The sequence below is a fragment of the Confluentibacter flavum genome (assembly GCF_002843175.1).
GTDB classification, from domain to species: domain Bacteria; phylum Bacteroidota; class Bacteroidia; order Flavobacteriales; family Flavobacteriaceae; genus Confluentibacter; species Confluentibacter flavum.
On the sequence record NZ_PJEO01000015.1, the window covers coordinates 1 to 25,199 of the forward strand.

The window sequence follows — 25,199 nt, forward strand, 5'->3', positions numbered from 1 at the left end:
GGACAGTAACTCATTAAAAAAGCAAAAAGTACAATAAGCTAAATAAGGGCGTATGGGGAATGCCTAGGCTCTCAGAGGCGAAGAAGGACGTGATAAGCTGCGAAAAGCCGCGGGGATCGGCACACACGAATCGATCCGCGGACATCCGAATGGGGCAACCCAGCATATTGAAGATATGTTATCCGAAAGGAGGCAAACCCGGGGAACTGAAACATCTAAGTACCCGGAGGAAGAGAAAACAAAAGTGATTCCGTTAGTAGTGGCGAGCGAACGCGGATTAGCCCAAACCGGTACTGTTACGGCAGTACCGGGGTTGTAGGACCACGACATTCGAAACACAATGAACTAGAACCCTTTGGAAAGAGGGGCCATAGACGGTGATAGCCCGGTATAGGCAAGGCGTGCGTAGATAGTGGTATCCTGAGTAGTGCGGGACACGAGTAATCCTGTATGAATCCACCGGGACCATCCGGTAAGGCTAAATACTCCTGAGAGACCGATAGTGAACTAGTACCGTGAGGGAAAGGTGAAAAGAACCCTGAATAAGGGAGTGAAATAGAACCTGAAACCATACGCTTACAAGCGGTCGGAGCCCTTCTGGGGTGACGGCGTGCCTTTTGCATAATGAGCCTACGAGTTACCGTTGCTGGCAAGGTTAAGTGATTAAGTCACGGATCCGTAGCGAAAGCGAGTCTGAATAGGGCGCTTTAGTCAGTAGTGGTAGACGCGAAACCGTGTGATCTACCCATGGGCAGGTTGAAGCTGTAGTAACATACAGTGGAGGACCGAACCGGTTGACGTTGAAAAGTCTTCGGATGACCTGTGGGTAGGGGTGAAAGGCCAATCAAACTCGGAAATAGCTCGTACTCCCCGAAATGCATTTAGGTGCAGCGTTGATCCATAGTTTTATAGAGGTAGAGCTACTGATTGGATGCGGGGGCTTCACCGCCTACCAATTCCTGACAAACTCCGAATGCTATAAAATGTTAATCAGCAGTGAGGGCATGGGTGCTAAGGTCCATGTCCGAGAGGGAAAGAACCCAGACCATCAGCTAAGGTCCCAAAATATATGTTAAGTTGAAATAACGAGGTTGGACTGCCCAGACAGCTAGGATGTTGGCTTGGAAGCAGCCATTCATTTAAAGAGTGCGTAACAGCTCACTAGTCGAGCGGTCCGGCATGGATAATAATCGGGCATAAACATATTACCGAAGCTATGGCATCGAAAGATGGGTAGGGGAGCATTGTAGTGTCGTCGAAGGTGTGATGTGAGTCATGCTGGAGAAGCTACAAAAGAAAATGTAGGCATAAGTAACGATAATGCGGGCGAGAAACCCGCACTCCGAAAAACCAAGGTTTCCTCAGCTATGCTAATCAGCTGAGGGTCAGTCGGGGCCTAACGCGAACCCGAAAGGGGTAGTGGATGGACAACAGGTTAATATTCCTGTACCTGCTCACGCTAAAAGTGACGGAGGCGTAAATTTGGTGCGAACTGACGGAATAGTTCGTTGAAGCCAGTGGCAACACGGCGATAGTACACTGAGGCCTCGGCCAAGGTGATAATCCAGAGTAGCGACTTCCAAGAAAAACAAGTGAAGCAGCCCGTACCCCAAACCGACACAGGTGGTTGGGATGAGAATTCTAAGGAGCTCGAGAGATTCATGGCTAAGGAATTAGGCAAAATAGACCCGTAACTTCGGGAGAAGGGTCGCCCATCCTCGGATGGGCCGCAGTGAAAAGGTCCAGGCGACTGTTTATCAAAAACACAGGGCTATGCTAAATCGAAAGATGACGTATATGGCCTGACACCTGCCCGGTGCTGGAAGGTTAAGTGGAGGGCTTAGGGGCAACCCGAAGGTCTTAAATGAAGCCCCAGTAAACGGCGGCCGTAACTATAACGGTCCTAAGGTAGCGAAATTCCTTGTCGGGTAAGTTCCGACCTGCACGAATGGTGCAACGATCTGGACACTGTCTCAGCCATGAGCTCGGTGAAATTGTAGTATCGGTGAAGATGCCGATTACCCGCTGTGGGACGAAAAGACCCCGTGCACCTTTACTATAGCTTAGTATTGGTTTTGGATAAGTAATGTGTAGGATAGGTGGGAGACTTCGATCCTGCGTCGCCAGGCGTAGGTTAGTCATTGTTGAAATACCACCCTTTGCTTATCTAGAGTCTAACCCTTGAGAAAGGGGACAGTGCTTGGTGGGTAGTTTGACTGGGGTGGTCGCCTCCAAAAGAGTAACGGAGGCTTCTAAAGGTACCCTCAGCACGCTTGGTAACCGTGCGCAGAGTGCAATGGCATAAGGGTGCTTGACTGAGAGACCTACAAGTCGATCAGGTTGGAAACAAGAGCATAGTGATCCGGTGGTTCCGCATGGAAGGGCCATCGCTCAAAGGATAAAAGGTACGCCGGGGATAACAGGCTGATCTCCCCCAAGAGCTCATATCGACGGGGGGGTTTGGCACCTCGATGTCGGCTCGTCACATCCTGGGGCTGGAGAAGGTCCCAAGGGTTGGGCTGTTCGCCCATTAAAGTGGCACGCGAGCTGGGTTCAGAACGTCGTGAGACAGTTCGGTCTCTATCTACAGTGGGCGTTAGAAATTTGAGTGGATCTGACTCTAGTACGAGAGGACCGAGTTGGACCAACCTCTGGTGTATCTGTTGTTCCGCCAGGAGCATTGCAGAGTAGCTACGTTGGGAAGGGATAAGCGCTGAAAGCATATAAGCGCGAAACCCACCACAAGATGAGATTTCTTTAAAGGGCCGTGGGAGATGACCACGTCGATAGGCCATAGGTGTAAGGGCAGCAATGTCGTAGCCGAGTGGTACTAATAGCCCATAGGCTTATTGTACGGCCCCCTCTAACTCCCCCATTGGGGGAGGACACTTGCCCGAGAGGGCAACGGGGGGGCGGATGTTTTTTTATAGGTTTAAAATAATTATTGTTGTGTTTCATGATCTTGTTTCAGTATGTTAAGATATTTGTCCATCGTTTGATGGACGCTGGATGCTAAAGGCCAAAAGCCAATAGCGGACAGCTATGACCTAAGGTGGTTATAGCGACGGGGCTCACCTCTTACCATTCCGAACAGAGTAGTTAAGCCCGTTAGCGCCGATGGTACTGCGAAAGTGGGAGAGTAGGTCGTTGCCTTTTTTGGAAGCCCTTCATAGAAATATGAAGGGCTTTTTTGTTTTTAGGGGGGTTATGAGTAATTATTTATAAAGACTAATTGAAAATAATTTTTAAACTTAAAAATTTTAATTAATTTAGGCTACATGAACATAATCATCCAATCTACTTTAAAAACACTTCAAAAGACTCAATACATTCTAACCAATTTATCTAACGAACAACTATCTAACACTTCGGTATCTCCTTACTATTCAAGTATAGGGTCTCATATAAGACATATTTTGGATTTTTATGGGTGTATATTAAATAAGGATTTAAAAAATCGAATTGATTTAACGGCAAGAAGTAGAAATACAGCTGTTGAAAATTGTTGTAATTTAGCGGCAGAATATTTAAATATTATTATTGAAAGGCTAAAGGACACCAATTACAATGTAGATGATATCGTTATGGTTACAGATGATTTGGGGTTAGGAAAGATTGAAATGGCTTATACCTTAGCAGCGGCATTATCACAGGCTAATAGTCATGCCATACATCATTATGCTATTATAAGCTATATATTAAATGGTTTAAATATTTCTTTAGAAGATTCAGATTTTGGATATAATCCTACGACTCCAAAAAAAGCAATACAAAACAATTAGGAGTTTATTTTTTAAACATACTATTCATTATAATTTTAATGCCTTTAAATAATAAAAAGACAGCAAAAGCGGAAATTAAGCATCCAATTATCAGTATAGGTATATAAAGAGGTTTTTCTTTATTGCTAAGGGCTACACTAAGTAAAATGGGCCCCATGAATAGACTTAGTAGTGCAAAAATTAAAGTTTTTACACCTTTTGCTAAAATTTTTTTATCAGTTTTACTTGTTTCCATGGTGGTAGTTTTTAATTGCTAATCGTACATTTTTATATGTAGCTAATAATTTTTTTGCTTCTTCTTGTGGGATATTAAGCTCCGCCATAATCATTTTAGTCCCTCTATCAACTAGTTTGTTGTTGCTTAGTTGCATATCCACCATTTTATTTCCTTTAACATGCCCTAATTGAATCATGGTCGTAGTAGTTATCATATTTAGAACCATTTTTTGTGCGGTACCAGCTTTCATTCTGGAACTTCCTGTAACAAATTCTGGACCGACGATGACTTCAATGGGAAATTGAGCGGTTCTAGATAACGGGCTATCATGATTACAAGTGATGCATCCAGTTATAATATTATTTTTATGGCACATTTCTAAAGCAGCTATGACATAAGGCGTCGTACCAGAAGCAGCTATCCCTACAACTATATCGTTTTGGTTGATGTTGTAAAATTGTAAATCTTGCCAACCTAATGTTGTTGAGTCCTCAGCAAATTCAACAGCTTTTCTAATGGCAGAATCACCGCCAGCTATCAATCCAATTACTAAATCAGGCGAAACACCAAAGGTGGGTGGACATTCTGAAGCATCTAAAATACCTAGCCTACCACTGGTCCCTGCACCCATATAGAATAAGCGTCCGCCTATTTTTAGTTTAGAGACTGTTTGTTCGATTAAATTTTCTATCTGTGGAATTGCTTTTTCAACAGCTAATGCAACTGTCTTGTCTTCATTATTAATATTTTTAAGCAATTCTGAAATACTCATCATTTCCAGATGGTTATAATTAGAATCTTGCTCGGTCGTTTTAATAAAGTTCATTTGCTAAAAATACGATTTTTTGATAATGTGACGTTAAATCCCGCGCCATCCTTTTATTATTTTTCAGCATTAACAAATTTTATTCGATAGTATAAATAAATTGGTCTGCTTCAGAAAGTCTGAAATAACCAAAAGGATAATTGCTCGGATTTGTTATATTAACACAATTACCTCTAATACTGGTAGGTTGAGTTTCAAATGGACTACCATTTTCATCTGTTTTTTGTTGAAGTAAAAGGAAAATAAACTCATAAAAACGTTTTGAAATTCCATAATTTCTAATTATTATTTCATCTCCTGTATTCAAGTCTTCTTTACTGAAAAATCCAAAAATCTCATTTCCATTGGTAAACTCATCATCATAAATTTCTAAATCAACAAGAGAATTTTTATCATTGATAAATTCGAAGAAATAATAATTCTCTTCATTTTCAGGATCTAAATAATAGGCTTTAAGTTCAGTTTCATCACCTGAAAAACCTTTATTGTTTTCTTGTTCTACACGGGTAATTGAAGTTATTGATTTTAATAATTCTGTGCCAATATATGTTTCATTTTGGTAAGTAATATTTAGGGTATATTCTTCATTTATCTTCGGGATGAAATTATAGGTCATATAGATACCTGTATCTTCATTCTCAGAAAAAACAAACGTATTGTTGCTGCTGTCTGTAACTGTTATTTCAGCATTATTGGCAGGTAGAATTTGTGTATCAAAGTAAGGGGCTGATAGTGATAATTTTATTATTTGGAAGTTACCGGGAGTGCCTTTAAGCCAATTAATAGAAGCTTCAATAACCAATTTTGGCGGAATATTGGGAGTATCGATTTGAATAACATCTTCACAAGCTATTGACAATATACAGGTGAAAACGACTATTATTTTTTTGGATATAGAATTCATATGTGATATTTATTTATTTTTCATATGGTATTCGCATATTTTAATTAGTGTTTATCTCATCGGTTACTATTTTTTTTGTATTCGATGATTTTCAATTGAGACCAATTTTCGGTCATGCTCATTTCATGGCATTAAAACTTAAAATTATAGGATATCGATGGGACTATGCCAAATATGGACAATCGTGTTGCTTCATTAATCCCAGTGGTTTCATTATTTCCAAAACTAATGGATGCAGCATTCCTTCTATTGTAAACGTTGTAAATTCCAAAAACCCAATAACTTTGCCAGCCTTCTTTTTTATCTGGTTTTGGGGTATAAGTTGTGGAAATATCTAAACGATTATACGATGGTAATCTATTGGAATTTCTTGGACCGAAATTAGGCACACTCACCCCATTATATATGTATTGAGAATTAGGATACGTTGTTGGCCTGCCAGTTTGAAATAAAAAATTGGCATTTAACTTCCATTTTTCAGAATACTTATAGCTTACGGTTATCGAAATATCATGTGTTTTATCATGGGGCGTATTGTACCAACTACCATAATTAATACCTAATTCATCTGGTGTTCTCCCTTTTGTTTGTTGCTTTGATTTTGAGAGTGTATAAGCTAACCATCCATTTAATCTGCCTTCATTTTTTTTAAATAAAACCTCTAAACCATACGCTTTGGCACTACCATTTAATATAACTTGCTCTATGGCATCATTGGCTATTAAATCGGCTCCATCAATATAATCAATTCTGTTTTTCACTGTTTTATAAAAACTTTCAATTTCAAATGAGTAATCAGTATTGTTGAAGTTTTTAAAATATCCAATAGCATACTGGTCTAGTAATTGAGGTTTGATATATTTTCCACTGGGTGTCCAAACATCAAGCGGCGTTGGAGAACTTGTGTTCGATAATAAATGTAAATATTGGCTCATTCTATTGTAACTTGCTTTTATAGATGAGTTATTGTTTAGTTGATATGCAAAGGTTAGTCTTGGTTCCAGATTAAAAAATGATTTTATAACATCACTTTTTTTAAAATTTTCTGTACCAATTGGATTTGCTTTTTCATAAATTTGTAAATCTTCATTAAAAACAACTGGTTGATCATTTTCATAAACATTGAGTTCATTTTGACCTAAACGTAAAAATGAACTTAGTCTTAATCCAAAAGAAACAGCCAATTTATCTGATAATTGATATTCAGAATCCAAATAAACAGCGTTCTCAAAAGCATATTTGTCTATAAGTTTAAAAGGACTAATGCCAGAAGTGGAAGTTGTAGGTTCTATTTTTCCAGGATTAAATTTGTAATGAATACTGTTTAAACCAAATTCGAGCTTCATTTTATTGTTCATATAATATTTAAAATCGTATTTTAAATTGAAATTTTGAATCCCAGAGTTCCACTTAAATTCCACAAAATTGAGCTTCAAATCATAATAATAATCGGAATAAATGAGAGATAAATTGGTAAAAAGTTTATTTGAGAATAGATGGTTCCATCTCAAGTTAAGAATGGAATTACCATATATGTTTTCAAAAGAATCTGCAATAGTAAATACATCACGGCCAAAGTAACCAGATAAATAAATATTGTTTTTATCATCTATTTTGAAGCTTAGCTTGGTGTTTAGATCATAAAAGTAGGCCTCATTATTAATATCAAACAATGGTAAAAATAAATGGGCATAACTTGAGCGTCCTCCAAAAAGAAACGAACTTTTATCTTTTTTTAGAGGACCTTCAATAAGTAACCTGCTAGAAACAATGCCTATGCCACCGTTAGCATGAAATTTTTTGCTATTACCATCTTTTTGATAAATATCCAATACCGAAGACACCCTACCACCATAGCGAGCTGGAATGCCTCCTTTGTATAACTTTAGATCTTTGATAGCATCTGGGTTAAAAACAGAAAAAAAGCCAAAGAGGTGAGACGAATTATAAATAGTGGCTTCATCTAGAAGAATTAAATTTTGATCTACCGCGCCACCCCTTACATTAAATCCAGAAGACCCTTCGCCCGCATTTGTCACCCCTGGTAATAACGTGATTGCTTTTATAATGTCAGCTTCTCCCAAAACAACGGGTATGTTTTTTATAGTATTGGATGTTAAACTATTAACACTCATTTGAGGTTTTTTAATATCCAGTTTTTCAATATTTTCTGTGATTATTATTTCGTTTAGGGTTTCTATATTTTCTTCTAAACTATAATTTTTTGTTATATTATTAGAAAGATTTATGGTATCGATTATCGTATTATAACCAATAGAAGATATCATTAGTTGATACGTTCCTTTGGGAAGTGTGATTGAAAAAAAACCATATTCGTTTGAAGATGTTCCTAGCTCAATTTCAGGGAAGTATAGATTAACACCTATGACTGTTTCGTTACTTTTAACTTCAAATATAGTTCCGCTTAAAGTAAACTTTTCTTGGGAACTTAAATAAAAACAATTGAAAAAAGAAAATATAAAAAAGCAGGTAAAGATGTTTTTCATCAATCAATTTTCGCTAAATGTAAAAAAAATGCCTCTGATTAAGAGGCATTTTATATAAACTTTATACTAATAATTTTAGCTTAAAATAGCATTGAAGGTTTTGCTTGGTCGCATCGCTTCATTAACAAGCTTTTCATTTGGGATATAATAACCTTCTATGTTAACAGGACTTCCTTGAATGCTGCTAAGTTCATTTAAAATAACAGATTCATTACTTGCCAATTCTTTAGCAATAGGCGTGAATTCTGCTTTTAAGCTACCATCAGAATCTTGGTTTGCTAATGCTTCAGCCCAATATTTAGCGATGTAATAGTGGCTGCCTCTATTATCTATTTCTCCAACATTTCTAGATGGGCCATTATTGTTTTCCAATAATTGTTCAGTAGCTTCATCGAGTGTTTCCGCCAAAATTTTTGCTTTGGAATTGTTGTTTACCTCACTAAAATGTTCAAGGGATACTGCTAATGCTAAAAATTCACCTAATGAATCCCAACGTAAATGATTTTCGTTTATAAATTGTTCAACATGCTTTGGCGCAGAACCACCAGCACCTGTTTCAAACAAACCGCCACCATTCATTAAAGGTACTATCGACAACATTTTTGCACTGGTACCAACCTCTAAAATTGGAAATAAATCGGTTAAATAATCACGTAATACATTTCCGGAAACCGATATGGTATCTTTACCTTCTTTCAATCTTTTGCACGTAAATAACGTAGCATCAATAGGCGCTAAAATTCTTAAATCCAATCCCTTCGTTTCGTAATCTTTTAAATAGGTATTTACTTTTTTAATCAATTCAGCATCATGTGCTCTGTTTTCGTCTAACCAAAATACGGCAGGAGTTTCAGATGCTCTAGCACGTGTTACTGCTAATTTTACCCAATCCTGTACTGGGGCATCTTTGGTTTGGCACATTCTCCAAATATCTCCAGCTTCAACTGGGTGTTCCAATAATGTGTTTCTGGAAGCGTCCACAACACGAACAATACCATCAGTTGCAATTTCAAAAGTTTTATTATGAGAGCCGTACTCTTCAGCTGCTTGAGCCATTAAACCAACGTTAGGCACGGTCCCCATTGTTTTAGGGTCAAAAGCACCGTTTTCCTTACAAAAATCTATGGTGGCACTATAGATGCCAGCATAGCTACTATCAGGAATGACGGCTTTGGTATCTTGAAGTTTTCCTTCTGGGTTGTACATACGTCCAGAAGTTCTAATCATGGCGGGCATGGAAGCGTCAATAATCACATCACTTGGTACATGAAGATTTGTAATACCTTTATCGGAATTTACCATGGCAATAGCAGGACGCTTTTTAAATTCCCCAGCAATATCAGCTTCAATTTCTTTTCGTTGTGCTTCAGGTAATTCCTGAATTTTCTCAATTAAATTGCCAAAACCATTATTGACATCAACGCCTATTTTTTCAAGGGTCGCTCCATGTTTATCAAATACATCCTTAAAAAATACTTTTACAGCATGTCCAAAAATTATTGGATCACTCACTTTCATCATGGTACCTTTCATGTGCAATGAAAATAACACGTCTTTAGCTTTGGCGTCAGCTATTTGTTCCTTAAAAAATGACACTAAGGCTTTTTTGCTAAGAATAGTAGCATCAATTATTTCGCCTTTTAATAGCCCAAATTTATCTTTTAAAATGGTAATGTTCCCTTTACTATCTGTATGTTCTATAGTAATACTAGTTGCTTCTGGTAAGGTTATGGATTTTTCATTATTATAAAAATCGCCGTTGGACATGGTTGCAACATGTGTTTTGGAATCTTTGCTCCATGCGCCCATGGAATGTGGATTCTTTTTTGCGTAATTTTTAACCGCTTTTGGTGCGCGTCTATCTGAATTCCCTTCACGAAGAATTGGGTTTACAGCACTACCTTTTATCTTATCGTATCGAGATTTAGCCTCTTTTTCTGTATCGTTTTGTGGTTCATCTGGATAGCTTGGAATAGCATATCCTTTTGATTGTAATTCTTTTATAGCTGCTTTTAATTGTGGAATGGAGGCACTAATATTGGGAAGTTTAACAATATTTGCTTCGGGTTTCGTAGCCAATGCACCAAGTATGGCCAAATCATCAGATACGCGTTGTTCTTCTTTTAAAAAATCTGGAAAAACAGCTAAAATTCTTGCAGCTAAAGAAATATCTTTAGTTTCAATTTCAATTCCTGAAGATTTAACAAAGGCTTTTACTACTGGTAATAATGAACGTGTTGCTAAAGCAGGAGCTTCATCTGTTTTTGTATAGAAAATTTTAGACATTCGGGTCTAGTTTTTAAGTTAATAAAATAAAAGATGCAATTTCATAAAATCCCTAAAGACTTTTTTCGCGATGCGAATATACAAAATCTATAAGGTTATTATAGGGTTATAAATACTATTGTAGAAGTTTTATTATTGTCAATGAATACAAATATTGTTTTTTGTTAATTCTTAAATAATGTATTGAAATTGTATTAATTCCTAAAATTGATATTAATGAAACGAGGGGTTTTGATTTTTTTTTTACTCCATTTTAAATTGGATTGTTTATTGTTTTAGTGTTATAATGTCCGTCCATTGTCATATTCTGTTAAAAATGACGTCACATGATTTCTTTTTTAAATGGTTTAATAAATAGTGTAAGATTTAATTGATACATTTGTGTGCTATTAATTTTGACTGAATATTTTTAATGAAGAGGTTTATTAAAATAATTGGTTTGTTCCTTGTTGTTTTTTTAGTTTCGCTGGCCTCTCTATTCCTATACACCCATAGAGCTAAAAAAAATGTCATAGACAAAACAAAGGATGTTTATATTGTTGAAGATTCTACTGGTTTTAATCTTTTTAGAAAAGGTAAGCTTTTTGGAATTAAAGGAGCGGCAGGAAATGGAGAACATTTAGAAGCTTTATCTGATATTGGGGGAAATACCATTCGTCTATATGATACTATCAATATTCAATCGATTTTGGATAGAGCTCATAGTAATAACATAGCAGTTATTGTTGATATACCCATTCCTAAATATGATAAAAAGTATAACTTCTATTCTGATGAAGAAAATATCATTGTCTTAAAAAGTACTGTTAAAAATTTTGTAAATACATATAAAAACCATCCAGCTCTGCTATTCTGGAATCTGGGGAATGAACTCGAATATCCGGAGGTTTTAATAAAGAATGATTTTATTAAAGCGTTTAATGATTTAATTGACATGGTTCACGACATAGATCCGAACCATCCTGTTGGGACGAGCAATCAATATGACAGATGGCAAATTTTAAGTATTAATTTCCATTCTCCCAATCTTGATTTCTTAGGGTTTAATATATTTGGCAGTTTATGGAGTCTAAATAGCCGATATAAAGAACTGAGTTATATAATAAAGCAATTGCCTTATTATATAAGCGAATATGGAAATAGTGGGCCATGGGAGTCAACTTTGACGCCATGGGATGCTCCAATAGAACAAACAAGTACCAAAAAAGGAGAGCAATATAGAAATCAATACAATTTGTATATAGCTATTGATGAAAATTCTATGGGTAGCTTAGTTTTTTATTGGGCCCAAAAGCAAGAGCGCACACACACGTGGTTTAGTATATTTGACGATGAAGGAAGAAAGTCTCAGGTATATTATGAAATGCAAGCATGTTGGGATAATTCATCAATTATAAATGATTTTCCACCAAAATTAAAGGAAATGACGATAGATGGAAAAAGAGCTGAAGATGAATTGATTTATAAACCGAACGATATAAAAACGGCGAGCCTACTTTTAGATGGTGAAATCGATAATACTTTTAAGTATCAATGGGAAATTTATGAAGAAGGTTGGTATTATAAAATATATGATATTGAAAACAAGCCTATATTAATTTCGAAGAGTCCAGATAATCAGGGCGATTTAATTTTCACATTTAAAACACCAAATATTGAAGGGCCATATAGGATTTTTGTTCATGTGTATGATGAAAAAGGGAATTTTTCCACAGCCAACATACCTTTTTATGTTTTAGAAGCCAATGATTGATGCAAATATTATAACAAATCCTAGAAGAAGGGACTTATTTGCTCTAAGGTTAATTATTATAATTGCCTTGTTAAGTATTTTTAATTTTTTTTTCTGGTTCCTTCAACCTGAATTAATTGAAAACCCTTTCTTATTTTGGCTACTAACCAGTGTTATACTATTTGATGGTCTGAGAATTATTTATATATGGTATCACTACTGGCATGTTAGTGTGCCTGTAAAGCCAATTTCAAATAAACAATTTACGGTAGACATATTAACTACTTATTTCCCTGGCGAACCTTACGACATGATAGTTGAAACGCTTTTAGCTATCAAGAAAATTAAATATCCTCACACCACTTATTTATGCGATGAAGCTAATGATGCTTATTTAAAGGATTTCTGTAATAATAATGGGATTATTCATGTAACAAGAGATAACAGGATTAATGCCAAAGCGGGTAATATTAATAATGCTTTACAGCAAGCAACGGGTGAAATTTGTCTGATTCTTGATCCAGATCACGTTCCTTTGTCAAATTTCTTGGATGAAGTAATACCTTACTTTGAAGATGAACAAACAGGGTTTGTTCAAACCGCTCAAGTATACTATAATGTAGAGGAATCATCAGTGGCTAAAGGGGCTGCACAGCAAACATTTCATTTTTACGGTCCCCTTATGATGTGTATGAACTCATACGGAACAGTAAATGCCATAGGTGCTAATTGTGTTTTTAGACGAAAAGCATTAGATTCCATAGGTGGACATGCGCCCGGATTATCTGAAGATATGCATACTGCTATGAAACTTCATGCTAAAGGATGGAAATCTATATACGTTCCACGGGCATTTACAAAAGGATTAGTGCCAGCTTCGCTAACCGCCTATTATAAACAACAGTTAAAGTGGTCTAGGGGTACATTAGAATTGTTAGTATCGGTATATCCTAAATTATTTAAAAATTTCACATGGAGACAAAAGATACATTACGGAATACTACCAATGCATTATTTGTCGGGTATTTTTTTTCTGATTGGTTTTTTAATACCTATAATTTCTCTATGTAATGCTTCTTTACCTTGGAAGGGTAATATTATAAATTTCGGACTTATATATATGCCTTTATTTATATCTATTTTAGGTATTCGCCTGTATGTTCAGCGTTGGGTAATAAATAAAAGCGAGCGAGGCATTCACATACTCGGGGGCTTGTTAATGATTTGCACATGGTGGGTTTTACTAATGGGTTTTATATATACGGTAATAAGGAAGAAAGTACCTTATTTGCCAACCCCAAAAAATGATAAGGAGGTAACAAATTTTAAGTTATTAATTCCAAATCTAGTAATTGCTGTTATGTCTATTGCAGCGGTAATTTATGGGCTATATATAGATTTGACTCCATTTTCATTGTTTATGGCGGGTTTTGCATTAATGAATGCTTTTTTTATGTTTTATACTTTAGTTTTTGCTTATGAAAAGCCTTCATTAGAAAATATAAGCTTTGATGAAAACCATAAAGTATATACCAAAGCTATAAGAAACAGTGCTTTTAATATATTTAGTAAATTGGCTTTGCCAATAATTTTGTTTTGCATTTTTAGTTGTGGTAGTCTGCTATATTATAGGGAATATATAAAATGGGGTGGTGTTTCACCAATTGTCAAAGAGAAAAATATTATTAATTATCTGGGTGTTTTTGCTCCGAGCTCCGATAATGGTCTTACCGATTTTAATGAAATAAAAAGAACATTAAATAACGCTGATGAGAATTTCGATTTAATTTCTTTATATATAAGCTGGGATGCCAATACGAAATCCAATTTCCCAAAAACTATAATGGATTCGGTATTAAAACAAAAATCCATACCTTTTATTACTTGGGAACCTTGGCTAAACACTTTTGAAAGCGATAAAAGCATAGAAGGTAAGCATGTATACGATCTTATAACAGAGGGATATTTTGATGATTTTATAGCCAGTTTTGCCGATGATTTAAAATCATATAATAGTCCTGTTTTTCTAAGATTTGCACATGAGTTCGACAATCCTTTTTATCCTTGGTATATGGAAGGGAAAGAGGCAGCGACAAAGTTTAAATCCGCGTGGATTCATACCTACGAAATATTTAGAAGGCGTGGGACCAATAATATAGTTTGGATATGGAATCCGTGGAAATCAGAAAACATGGTAACTTTTTATCCAGGAGAGTCTTATCTAGATTGGATTGGTGTCAATGTTTTAAATTATGGAGAGTTCAATAAAGATGGAAAAGGGCATGATTTTAAAAGTTTGTATCAACCTTTTCATGATGAACTCAAAAACCTACCATTAACTCCGGTAATTATATCTGAGTTTGGATCTTTGAAATCTATTGATCAGGAAAATGATCAACAAGATTGGCTAGACCAAGCTTTTAACGTTATGGCAGATGATTACCCTGAAATTAAATCTCTTATTTATTTTAATAGCAAATTTGATAATAATTGGCCTGATAGAGAACACCATAATGAGTATTTAGATTGGTCGGTTGCTTCAAAGCAACTTACACAAAGTTCATTTGCCAATAAAGACGTGCCAAGCTATGTATTCCAACCATTACCAAATTTAAAAACAAGTGACACTCAGTTTATTAAAAAACCAAACCCATTAAACAATATTAAAGGGATTAATTTTAAAAAAGGACATAATTGGAAAAGCGACTATTATGTGCTAAATAGAAATAGTTTAATTGCCGATTTTCAAAAGCTTAAAACGCTAGGGGTAAATACCATCAAATATCAACTTAATGCTGCATACGATTATAATGTATTAAAGATTAGTGATATGTTTGAAATGGATATTTCACTTAGTTTTTGGATTCCTGAAGATCTTGATTTCATGATTGATACGTTAAAAGCACAATCATTAAAATCTGAAATTCTCAAAAAAATTAATTCTTTGAAAACTAATAAGCATATCATTTCTTGGAATATTGAAAATGATGTGCAATACAATCAAAAAAACTTTTACCATAAACCAGAGCTTTTATATCAAAATAGAGCCTACCTATTGTGGTTAAAAAGTCTTGTTGAAGATATTAAAACGTTAGACCCTAATCGACCAGTAGTAGTAGATGTCGAAATAAATAAACAATCCATTTTTCATATAAATAGATTAATAAGTAATATAAATGGGATTGACGCCATTGGACTTGTGGTTAAAGAGGATGGTTATTTATATGATGTTTTAAATCACATTAAAAAAACAGGAAAGAATTTTGTCTTTAGGGAAATTAATACAGATAAATTTGTTAAACATGAGAAAAGTATTAAAAATGAGCCTTTTTATATAACATCATGGCAGGATAAACATGAAAGCAATAAACTGGATTTTTATGGATTAGTAGACCGAAAAGGCAGATATAAAGAAGACTATTATACCTTGCATTCCAAATTAGGTAAAACAAACAGTAAAGTTATTTTTCCAATATTTAAAATATTAAAACCCTCAAAATTAATATTTGGCAATGATAAATACACTTATCGGGCTATGTTTTATGATGATAGTAAGGGCTGGATTTTTCCAACAAATAATGATGGTTTTAAATTTGAGTGGTCTTTAGTAAAATGTGATGATTATGGTAATTACCTTGCCATAAAAGACATAGGGTTTGATTCTAATTTAAACTTAAAAGTGCCAGAAAATCATGAGAACTATAAACTGCTCTTAACCATTATAAAAGGAGATATAATCACTACCAGCCTTACAAGTTTGAGCACGCCCTTATTGATTGAATAGTATATTGTGACAATTGCATTTGAAGTGGATACTATAAAAAACAAAAGCCATATCATATAGAACTTAATCTATTGTGATATGGCTTTCTTTGAAGTAGCAAGACTTGATCTAATTAGTATTGCTACTAATTCAACTTAATCTTAACGACTAAATCTTTTCAATACAAGTATTACTAGTTCAATGAAACATTTAAATAATTTTCAAAATGAATTGACATATTACCAAAATATTTCAGTTTAATTGTTTCTTTTGATACTTTTCAATCTATCATTTGTTTTCACAACCAATAAACTTCCAAGCATTGCTCTTACAATACTAAGCCCTTTCGGAACCTATTATTTTGGGAACTTTCAATCATATTAGTTTTTAGCTGTTACACATCTAAAAATCAATTGATGATTTCATGGTTTTTTGCTCACACACGCTTACACGTGGCACAACAAAACCTCAAAAAACAATTTTTATAAAGAACGTTACTTCAATTAGAATGTCAATATAAATTCACTTTTACATGAAACCAACCGAGGTTGTTATTTAATTCTTTTGCTAATATACTTTAAGAAATCAAAAAAACAAATTTTTTAGGTAATTAGATATCAACTCGTTATGAACCGAAGTTATTAACTTTTGTTCATAAAAAAAGCCTTGATAATTCAAGGCTTCTAAGTTTCTGTCTAAAAAACAGAAAGTGTATTTTTTAGTGTCTACTTTCTTTGATTCTAGCTTTTTTACCAGTAAGACCTCTAAAGTAGAAGATTCTAGCTCTACGAACCTTACCTCTTTTGTTAACTTCAATTTTTTGTAAAGCAGGTAAATTAACAGGGAATATACGTTCCACGCCAATAGTACCAGACATTTTTCTGATGGTAAAAGTTTCTGATGCTCCAGTGCCTCTTCGTTGAATAACTACGCCTCGAAAAAACTGAGTACGCACTTTTTCGCCCTCTCTAATTTCATAGTAAACAGTAATTGTGTCTCCAGCTCCAAACTCTGGAAAGTCTTTTTTCGTTACAAACTCGTCTTGAACAAATTTTACTAAAGATTCCATATCTTTAAATTTAATAATGATTAATTCGAAACAACATACACGATTCTCGCCAGAGGTTAACCCGAAATTGGCTGCAAAGATAATTAAAAAGTTAAAAGTTAAAAGTTAAAAGCCAAAAGTTTTTAAAAATAAGTTTTTAATCTTCTAATAAGTCAGGCCGTCGTTCTTTGGTGCGTTCATAAGCCTGCTCTTCACGCCATTTTTCTATTTTTGGTAGGTTACCACTAAATAGCAGTTCAGGGACTTTCCAGCCTTTATACTCACGTGGTTTCGTGTAAATGGGGGGTGCCAATAGATTATCTTGAAATGAATCGGTTAGGGCAGAGGTTTCATTACCCAAAACACCTGGAATTAATCTAATAATAGCATCGCAAAGTACCGCAGCGGCCAACTCGCCACCAGATAATACATAATCGCCAATAGAAATTTCACGGGTTATAAAATGGTCGCGTACCCGTTGGTCAACACCTTTATAGTGACCACACAAGATAATAATGTTTTCTTTTAATGATATGTGGTTCGCCATACCTTGTTTTAGGGTTTCGCCATCAGGCGTCATATAAATAACCTCGTCGTAATGGCGTTCTGCTTTTAGTGCAGAAATACATTTATCTATTGGTTCAATCATCATCACCATACCAGCGCCGCCACCAAACTGGGTATCGTCAACCGATTTATAATTATCACTCGTATAATCCCTTAAATTATGAAAATGGACCTCAACCAAATTCGCTTCAATAGCACGTTTTAAAATGGAGGCTTCAAACGGACTTTTAAGTAATTCGGGTAAAACGGTAATAATATCTATGCGCATGATGTTGTTTTAAAACATGCAAAGATAGTTTATTTGGAGAATTATATGTTGAGGGAAAATTTTGTTTCGTTTAACATGTAGCTAAAAGCTGTGCTGCACTAGTAAGTTATCGCTTAAGCAGGAATTTGAAAGGCATTGCTTTTAGCGATTATTGCTTTTAGCGATTGTTGGCAAAAGTTCTTTAAAGAGCACCGTATTCTCACTAATTAATAAAATCATTAATGGTTTAAGTCATTATTAATCCATTTTTTGTACACTTATAAATCTGGTTTTGGTATAATATTTTGATTCAGTTTAAAGAAGTTATTAGGATCATATTTACTTTTAACATCCTGCAGGCGCGAATAATTTGAACCGAATGAAGCACTTACCTTATCGCTATCATCATGATCAAGGTAATTGCTGTATGCACCGCCAGAAGCAAAGGGTGTCATTTTATTATATAATTCACGTGTCCAATTAATGTTTTTTTCGTCATTTTCAGGCTCTATCCAACCTGAAAATATCCCTAAAATATAAGAGGCACTTCTTTGAGGGAATGCTGTAGCATTTTCTTCTACCCGGGTGATTGCACCTCCAAATGGTTCAAGTCCTACAGCAGAAAATGCTCCTGGGAAATGCCTGGTGTGATTAACCAAAACATCTATTGCTTCGTCTGTCAGATCATCCATATAATGTGCTTTCCAGTAATTTCGTATTCCATTTGGCGCACTCTGATCAAAACTTGTTTGTAGTGCTAAATAGGGCATGGGCATTATTACCCGAAGAATTGGATTTCCAAAGTTTTCAAGTGGTGCCAGAGCTGCTTTACCAGCATCCAAACTACCTGCATAGCCTACCAGGAGTGCTATTGCTGTTTTTCCTTGAAATGCTTCCGGGAACGGATCTGCCGGTGGAATTCTTACAATTAGAGCATAACCTGCAAGTTCATCTGCCGCATTTGATGTAAAATCGCGATAAAACGTAAACACTTTTTTAGCATCTTCAATAGGATAAAATATCTGTGCAGCCATGATTTCAGGACCTATTTCATGAAGTTTGAACTCAAAGGAGGTTACCACTCCAAAATTTCCTCCACCGCCGCGAATTGCCCAAAACAGATCTGGATTTTCAGTTTCATTTGCAGAGATGAAATCACCGTTAGCAGTAACCAGTTCTACGGATAATAAATTATCAATAGTAAGGCCATGTTTACGCGCTAAATAGCCATTGCCTCCTCCCAAAGTCAGACCTGCTATTCCGGTTTTTGAAACAATACCAACTGGAGTAGCCAAACCAAATTTTTGAGTTTCCTTGTCTAGCTCACCAATTGTCGCACCCGATTCAACTCTGACTGTTCTTTTAACCGGATCAACAATAACAGCATTCATTTGCGAAAGGTGAATCATTAACCCGTCATGGCAAACTGCCTTTCCGGCAACATTATGGCCCCCTCCTTTAATGGAGACCAATAAATTATGGCTTTGAGCAAAATTCACACACTTTTTGATATCATCAACATTTGTGCATTTTGCGATCATTGCAGGTCGTTTGTCAACCATTCCATTCCAGACAGAACGTGCTTCATCATAGCCTGGCTCTAAAGGCATAATTAATGGTTGACTTAAGGTTTGCGAAAATTCCTGAATTGTTATTTGATCTAACATGGTTTAAAATTTTAAATGAATATTTAGTTAGTTTCCCGTAAGCACAAGTGGTTTTTAATTTTCTATATTCCTTCCATGCTTAATTGTTGCCAACTTCTAAGATATGGATAGTTTCAATTGTCTATATCGATAGTTAAACGAAGTTAGTTGAAATTTTGTACACTATCAATTTTTCAGAAGCAAAAAAATCTACAAGCCAATATTCTAATTTGCCTTGCTACCTTTACTTAAATCCAAATTATGTCTTACTTGTAACCAAAATACATTTGTTTGTCTGTAATGTCCAGATGTAGAGGTGGAAGCATACTGACTGTTCCAGGTGGGTGAAATGGATAGACTATTGTTTAATTGAAAGGTTGGGCTCACTACAAACCTATTTTGGTCAAAAATCTTATTGAGTGTTTCTTTTCCCGCGTTTATAAAAATTTCATCATTAATCCTCAATAAAAATAAGCTTTCAGGATTGGTTTTTGATAATTTGAATAGGGTAAAGTTGACGGCAAAACTATACCTGAAGCGAAAATTAATGTATTATTTGAATTGTCAAGTAGGTTGAAAAAACGTTCTTCAACACGCAGTCTATGATTAAATTTAATGTTGTTAAGGTTATTTATAAACACCAATTCTTGATGTGGGCGGTATTCCATTCTGTTTAAAGCATCTTGCGAATAAAAGCCAGAATAAGCAAAACCGGCCGAAACCCTAAGATTTTGTTTTATGGCATACCCCAAAGCAGATCTTACAATAAATTGGGAACTTTCATTAAAACCATCTTTCCATCTATAACTGGCATCCGCAAGTAATGTCCAATGGTTGTTTAATTTGGTTTCATTATAATATTGCAGCCATTGTTGGTTTTCATGTGTTACGGTTTTGTTTTGTGCACTTGTTTTATGACTTAAAAAGGAAATTAAAACAACAGCAATTAATAAACGTTTAAATATCCTTTTTAGAATCAAGATTCTTGATATTTAAAGTAGAAATATAGATGCCAACACCCAAAGAAAGTCCAATAAAAGATAACGAGAACCATTCAGGAATTTCAAAAAATTGTGAACTTATCAATTTTATCGAAACGAATAATAAAATGGAAAACACGCTGTATTTAAGATACGCGAATTTTTCAAGCATATTTGAAAGAAAAAAGTATAACGAACGTAAACCCATAATGGCAAATATGTTAGAGCTGTACACAATAAAGGGGTCTGTGGTGATTGATAAAATGGCAGGAATACTATCCAGTGCAAAAAGCAAATCCGTAAACTCGATGGTAATTAAGGCACCAAATAAGGCCGTAAATACTTTTTTACCATCAACAACAGTCGTGAATTTTTCACCATCAATGATTTTGGTGAGCCTAAAAAACTTAGATAAGCCTTTGCCTTGTTCCTTTTCTTTATGTTCCACATCATTCTTCAACATTTTTATAGCTGTAAACAATAGGAAAAGACCAAAAACAATGCTCATTCCATGAATTTTATTCATAAGAACAAGTCCTAAATTTATTAAAATCGCCCTAAATACAATAGCCCCCAAAATACCCAAAAACAATAGCCTATGCTGGGATTTAAGCGGGATTTTAAATGAGGCAAAAATGGCAGCAATAACAAATAAATTATCAACACTTAATGATAATTCAACCATATAGCCGGTTAAATAATTTAGGACCGCTTTGCTAGGCGTAAGGTTGGTTGAGTTGTCAACAAGTTGAGCACTATAAAACCAATAAATTAAAATAGAAAATAAAAGCCCATTGGAAATAAAAAAAATGGTTTCGTAAACGGCTTTTTTGGTAGATGATTGTTCGCCTTTTTTATGCAACACGAAAAAATCAAAAAACAAAAGAGCAATAGCGTAAACTATTAAAATTATCCAAGGTGTTGTATTATCCATTTTGAATTAGGGATTAAAATTTAAACGAAATTAATTGATTTGTTCTCAAAAACAATGCATGTGCACTAGTTTATTTTTCTAAAAATAACCATCTGTTTTTTAATTATTTATGATTTTATTTTCTGAAATTATGACAGTCTTTTATACTGCAAAAATGAAAAATTGTCATTAGTCTGTTAACGTAATATTAAAAAAAAGGTTGTTATCTGCCACTTTGTGTTTTGGTATTTTTTTTGTCACTTTTCAGTAAAATAGATAAAATAATGTTTAACTAAAAATTTTTAATTATGAGCAATTTAGCAACAGTAACAAAAAATGGAGGTTTAACAACAACTAATAAAAATAGATTGTCAAACTTCCCAAATTTATCTACATGGCTTGAAGATTTTCCTTTAGGGGAATTTCCAACCTTATTTTCTTCAAATTTCAATACTGGTATTTCGCTTCCTAAAGTAAATATTAAAGAAGTATCGGATGCTTTTATTGTTGAAATGGCAGTTCCAGGATTGAAAAAATCGGATTTCAACATCGATTTAGAGAACCATGTTCTATCTATTTCAGCAGAAATTAAAGAAGAAAATAAAGAAGAAAAAGAAGCAGGTTATACACGCAGGGAGTTTGGTTATTCATCATTTAAAAGAACTTTCACATTGCCAGAAACGGTACAAGACGACAAAATTAAGGCAACATATAACGAAGGTATTTTAAGCGTACATCTTCCTAAAAAAGAAGAAGCCAAACAAAAACCAGCTAGAACCATTAATGTTTCTTAAAAACTAAAGATTTACTGGTATTTAGTACATTAAAGCCAGTTAAAAAACACTTAAGCTGCCTTATGAAAAGGCAGCTTTTTTTATTAAAAATTTTAATGATTTTTTGGTTATGATATGATAATTATCATAGTAAATAATGGGTCATTGGTATAATTTTATACCATAAAAACACGAGTCATGCAAGTTAAAAAGAATCCACAAGCAGAAATTGGCAGAAATAGCAGTTTATATTTTGCCATAGGACTTAACATCATGTTGTTTATTACATGGCAAGCATTAGAATTTAAAACTTATGATAAGGCAGATATTGATATTGGTATGATAAACTTAGAAAAAGAAGTAGAAGAAGAAATACCCATAATAAATATAAATACACCACCCCCACCACCCCCACCTGTCGTATTAACTGAGACCGTTCAAATTGTTGAAGATATTGAAGACATTGAGGAAACCGTTATTGAGAGTACTGAAGTAAGTCAGGATGATAGAATAGCAGATGTTGTTGTTAATGTTCGTGATGTAGCCGTTACAGAGGTAGAAGAGGAAGTGGAAGTACCTTTTGCGATTATTGAGGATGTTCCCATTTTCCCTGGTTGCGAAAATGTAAGTAAAGCTCAAAAAAGAGCTTGTTTTGAACAGAAAATACAAGCACATGTCGTAAAGCATTTTCAATATCCACAAGTAGCATTAGAATTAGGAATACATGGTCGGGTTTCCGTTATGTTTACGATCGATAAAGATGGTAGTATTACAAAAATAAGAACCAGGGGGCCAGATAAGACTTTAGAAAATGAGGCTGTACGTATCATAAATACATTGCCAAAAATGATACCAGGTAAACAAAGAGGAAAACCAGTACCAGTACCATTTAGTTTGCCAATCAACTTTGTTATGGCAGTAAACTAAAAAGATAAACCGTTAGGTTTTATATTGAGTTTGATTGTTTTAAACGGTTAACCATACATAATATGGTTAGCCGTTTTTTTTTTATGGTGTTTTAAATTACAGTTCAGTAATAATAAATTACAATTCAGTCAATACCTTTTTTATTTTCTTCACTCCCATAAGATATTTGTTTCATAATTAAAAAAAGAAAACATGAAACATCTTATTCCTATTGCTACCTTATTGGTTTCGGCATTGCCAAATGGGCAACCAAATTTAAAAATCCCATTAGAACTTTTTACTAACTTTAAAGCAGAAATACTATGTCGCTTGAGTTAGCCTAATAACCGTGCAAAAATCCTGTTGTTCACGTACAAAAAATAATATGGCAAAATCGATCAAAAATATCATCTTAACATTTATAATTGGATGTGCCGTCTTTGTAATTGGCAACCTCATTTCAGGTGGATTTGAATATGAAAGTTTTAATAATGCTTTAATTGAATTTTCATTATATCAGCTGTATGCCTTCGTGTTAGGGTATTCAAATATGTATTTTTTTCAGTATTTAGACCGGTTGTCATGGAAAAAAAGCTATAAAGCAAAACGCATCGTTATTAGTGTTTTAGGTTCAACAGTCATTACTTTAATAGGTTTGTTTTTAATGAGGGCATTAACTGCCATGGTATTTAATGGTGAAACATTTTCAGAATTTATAAAAAACGAACATATAAGGTATTACCAGTTTGGAATTTGGATTACGCTAACCATTGTTATTGTTTTTTACTTTATCTACTTCTATAACAGATATCAGCAAAACAAAATAAAGGAACAAAAGGTTATTGCGGGTACGGCAAGTGCTAAGTTTGATGCTTTAAAAAATCAGTTAGATCCACATTTTTTATTCAACAGTTTAAATGTGCTGACCAGTTTAATTGAAGAAAATCCAGAAAATGCGCAAAAATTCACCACATCGCTATCAAAAGTATATCGCTATGTTTTAGAACAAAAGGATAAAGAATTGGTATCGGTTGATGAAGAATTGGAGTTTGCCAAAACGTATATGTCTTTATTAAAAATGCGTTTTGAAGATAGCATTATTTTTGAAATGCCCGAAAAAGCATCCAATCCCGAAAGTAAAGTGGTGCCATTATCATTACAGCTACTTTTAGAAAATGCCGTTAAACACAACATGGTGACATCAAGTAAACCATTGCACATTAAGATATATGAAGATGGCAATTATTTAGTTATAGAGAATAATCTTCAACTAAAAGACATCGTAAAAAAGAGTAGCGGCGTGGGCTTAAGCAATATCATGCAACGCTATGATTTATTAACAACCAAAAAAATAAACATTAACAAAGAAGCCAATAGGTTTGCAGTAGCCATACCTATGCTTACAAAACAAATATCAATTATAAGAACACAACAATCAGAATCAAAAATGGGAGACAGCTATATAAGAGCTCGCAACCATGTTGAAGAACTTAAGAATTTTTATTACAGCCTCGTATCCTACATCTTTGTAATACCCTTTTTAATATTCATTAATTATAGAACCTACTGGGATTTCCAATGGTTTTGGTTCCCAATGTTAGGTTGGGGCTTAGGCCTATCAATTCAAGCTTTCAGGGTCTTTGTTAGCGATAAATTTTTAGGAAGCACTTGGGAAAAACGCAAGATAGAACAGTTTATGAGACAAGAAGAAAATCAAAAACGTTGGAACTAAATATATATAATCATGGAAAAATATAAAAAAGAAGATGCTTACATAAGAGCAGAAAAAAGACTGAAAGAGCTAAAAGGCTTCTACTGGCATGCGTTTTGGTATGTTGTGGTCAATCTATTTTTAATCGGTATGGTTGTGGTAAATGGAGGAGATTTGTGGCATTTTGGCACATTTTCTACAGCGCTTTTCTGGGGAATTGGTTTGGGTTTTCATGCCTTGAGTATATTTGGTAAAAACATGATGTTCTCTAAAAATTGGGAAGACCGAAAAGTTCAAGAATTTATGGATAAGGATAAAAAGAATTGGGAGTGATTTAGTTATCAGTCGCAGTCTCAGTTTTCAGTCGTAGCCTCGGTTTCAAGTAAAATCT

19 protein-coding genes and 2 rRNA genes are annotated in these 25,199 nt (G+C 34.5%); 10 read left to right on the forward strand and 11 right to left on the reverse strand.

The window, feature by feature from the left end:
• Positions 1-31 precede the first annotated feature (31 nt).
• From CSW08_RS04425 to CSW08_RS04435, 3 genes are all read left to right on the forward strand, one after another.
• A 23S ribosomal RNA gene (locus CSW08_RS04425) occupies positions 32-2,854 on the forward strand.
• Between the two features lie 194 nt (positions 2,855-3,048).
• Positions 3,049-3,156, forward strand: a 5S ribosomal RNA gene (gene rrf, locus CSW08_RS04430).
• Positions 3,157-3,278: 122 nt separating this feature from the next.
• Positions 3,279-3,782, forward strand: a complete 504-nt coding sequence (locus CSW08_RS04435; RefSeq protein WP_106658710.1) for a hypothetical protein — start codon at positions 3,279-3,281, stop codon at positions 3,780-3,782.
• Between the two features lie 4 nt (positions 3,783-3,786).
• On the opposite strand, the gene CSW08_RS04440 is transcribed toward CSW08_RS04435, so the two are convergent.
• From CSW08_RS04440 to CSW08_RS04460, 5 genes are all read right to left on the reverse strand, one after another.
• Positions 3,787-4,017 carry a DUF6095 family protein gene (locus CSW08_RS04440; RefSeq protein WP_106658711.1) on the reverse strand — a complete coding sequence of 77 codons (231 nt, stop codon included), beginning with the start codon at positions 4,015-4,017 and terminating at the stop codon, positions 3,787-3,789.
• Positions 4,004-4,825 (reverse strand): N-acetylmuramic acid 6-phosphate etherase, encoded by an 822-nt coding sequence (gene murQ, locus CSW08_RS04445; protein WP_106658712.1) that lies wholly within the window; start codon positions 4,823-4,825, stop codon positions 4,004-4,006. The genes CSW08_RS04440 and murQ overlap by 14 nt, the downstream gene beginning before the upstream one ends.
• A 79-nt stretch (positions 4,826-4,904) precedes the next feature.
• Positions 4,905-5,729, reverse strand: a complete 825-nt coding sequence (locus CSW08_RS04450; RefSeq protein ID WP_106658713.1) for a DUF4249 family protein — start codon at positions 5,727-5,729, stop codon at positions 4,905-4,907.
• Positions 5,730-5,860: 131 nt separating this feature from the next.
• Complete coding sequence (locus tag CSW08_RS04455) at positions 5,861-8,236, reverse strand: TonB-dependent receptor (protein WP_106658714.1); 2,376 nt, start codon at positions 8,234-8,236, stop codon at positions 5,861-5,863.
• A 75-nt stretch (positions 8,237-8,311) separates the two neighbouring features.
• A complete protein-coding gene (locus tag CSW08_RS04460; protein ID WP_106658715.1) occupies positions 8,312-10,522 on the reverse strand; it encodes an NADP-dependent isocitrate dehydrogenase in 2,211 nt (736 codons plus the stop codon).
• A gap of 412 nt (positions 10,523-10,934) precedes the next feature.
• Here CSW08_RS04460 and CSW08_RS04465 point away from each other — a divergent pair, with 412 nt between their 5' ends.
• Positions 10,935-12,275, forward strand: a complete 1,341-nt coding sequence (locus tag CSW08_RS04465) for a glycoside hydrolase family 2 TIM barrel-domain containing protein (protein ID WP_106658716.1) — start codon at positions 10,935-10,937, stop codon at positions 12,273-12,275.
• Positions 12,268-16,038, forward strand: a complete 3,771-nt coding sequence (locus CSW08_RS04470) for a glycosyltransferase (RefSeq protein WP_106658717.1) — start codon at positions 12,268-12,270, stop codon at positions 16,036-16,038. Before CSW08_RS04465 ends, CSW08_RS04470 begins: the two co-directional genes overlap by 8 nt.
• A 697-nt stretch (positions 16,039-16,735) precedes the next feature.
• Here the strand turns inward: CSW08_RS04470 and rplS are convergent.
• The 6 genes from rplS to CSW08_RS04500 all read right to left on the reverse strand — a co-directional run bounded on the left by rplS (position 16,736) and on the right by CSW08_RS04500 (position 21,439).
• A complete protein-coding gene (gene rplS, locus CSW08_RS04475) occupies positions 16,736-17,086 on the reverse strand; it encodes a 50S ribosomal protein L19 (RefSeq protein ID WP_106658718.1) in 351 nt (116 codons plus the stop codon).
• A gap of 136 nt (positions 17,087-17,222) precedes the next feature.
• Entirely contained in the window at positions 17,223-17,900 is a 678-nt protein-coding gene (gene trmD, locus CSW08_RS04480) for a tRNA (guanosine(37)-N1)-methyltransferase TrmD (RefSeq protein WP_106658719.1), read from the reverse strand.
• A gap of 257 nt (positions 17,901-18,157) precedes the next feature.
• Positions 18,158-19,546, reverse strand: a complete 1,389-nt coding sequence (locus CSW08_RS04485; protein ID WP_106658720.1) for an FAD-binding oxidoreductase — start codon at positions 19,544-19,546, stop codon at positions 18,158-18,160.
• A 204-nt stretch (positions 19,547-19,750) separates the two neighbouring features.
• Complete coding sequence (locus tag CSW08_RS18425; RefSeq protein WP_106658721.1) at positions 19,751-20,074, reverse strand: DUF2490 domain-containing protein; 324 nt, start codon at positions 20,072-20,074, stop codon at positions 19,751-19,753.
• Positions 19,987-20,505, reverse strand: a complete 519-nt coding sequence (locus CSW08_RS04495; RefSeq protein ID WP_157831423.1) for a DUF2490 domain-containing protein — start codon at positions 20,503-20,505, stop codon at positions 19,987-19,989. Before CSW08_RS04495 ends, CSW08_RS18425 begins: the two co-directional genes overlap by 88 nt.
• The gene (locus CSW08_RS04500) at positions 20,483-21,439 is read right to left on the reverse strand and encodes a TerC/Alx family metal homeostasis membrane protein (protein WP_106658723.1); all 957 of its coding nucleotides are present in this window, start codon (positions 21,437-21,439) and stop codon (positions 20,483-20,485) included. Before CSW08_RS04500 ends, CSW08_RS04495 begins: the two co-directional genes overlap by 23 nt.
• A gap of 287 nt (positions 21,440-21,726) precedes the next feature.
• Here CSW08_RS04500 and CSW08_RS04505 point away from each other — a divergent pair, with 287 nt between their 5' ends.
• From CSW08_RS04505 to CSW08_RS04520, 5 genes are all read left to right on the forward strand, one after another.
• The gene (locus CSW08_RS04505; RefSeq protein WP_106658724.1) at positions 21,727-22,212 is read left to right on the forward strand and encodes an Hsp20/alpha crystallin family protein; all 486 of its coding nucleotides are present in this window, start codon (positions 21,727-21,729) and stop codon (positions 22,210-22,212) included.
• 177 nt (positions 22,213-22,389) lie between these two features.
• Entirely contained in the window at positions 22,390-23,118 is a 729-nt protein-coding gene (locus CSW08_RS04510; RefSeq protein WP_106658725.1) for an energy transducer TonB, read from the forward strand.
• A gap of 192 nt (positions 23,119-23,310) precedes the next feature.
• Positions 23,311-23,436, forward strand: a complete 126-nt coding sequence (locus CSW08_RS18430) for a hypothetical protein (RefSeq protein ID WP_262496533.1) — start codon at positions 23,311-23,313, stop codon at positions 23,434-23,436.
• Between the two features lie 46 nt (positions 23,437-23,482).
• Positions 23,483-24,829 carry a histidine kinase gene (locus tag CSW08_RS04515; RefSeq protein ID WP_106658726.1) on the forward strand — a complete coding sequence of 449 codons (1,347 nt, stop codon included), beginning with the start codon at positions 23,483-23,485 and terminating at the stop codon, positions 24,827-24,829.
• Positions 24,830-24,841: 12 nt separating this feature from the next.
• On the forward strand, positions 24,842-25,141 hold the full coding sequence (locus CSW08_RS04520) for a 2TM domain-containing protein (RefSeq protein WP_106658727.1): 300 nt from the start codon (positions 24,842-24,844) through the stop codon (positions 25,139-25,141).
• Positions 25,142-25,199: the final 58 nt, after the last annotated feature.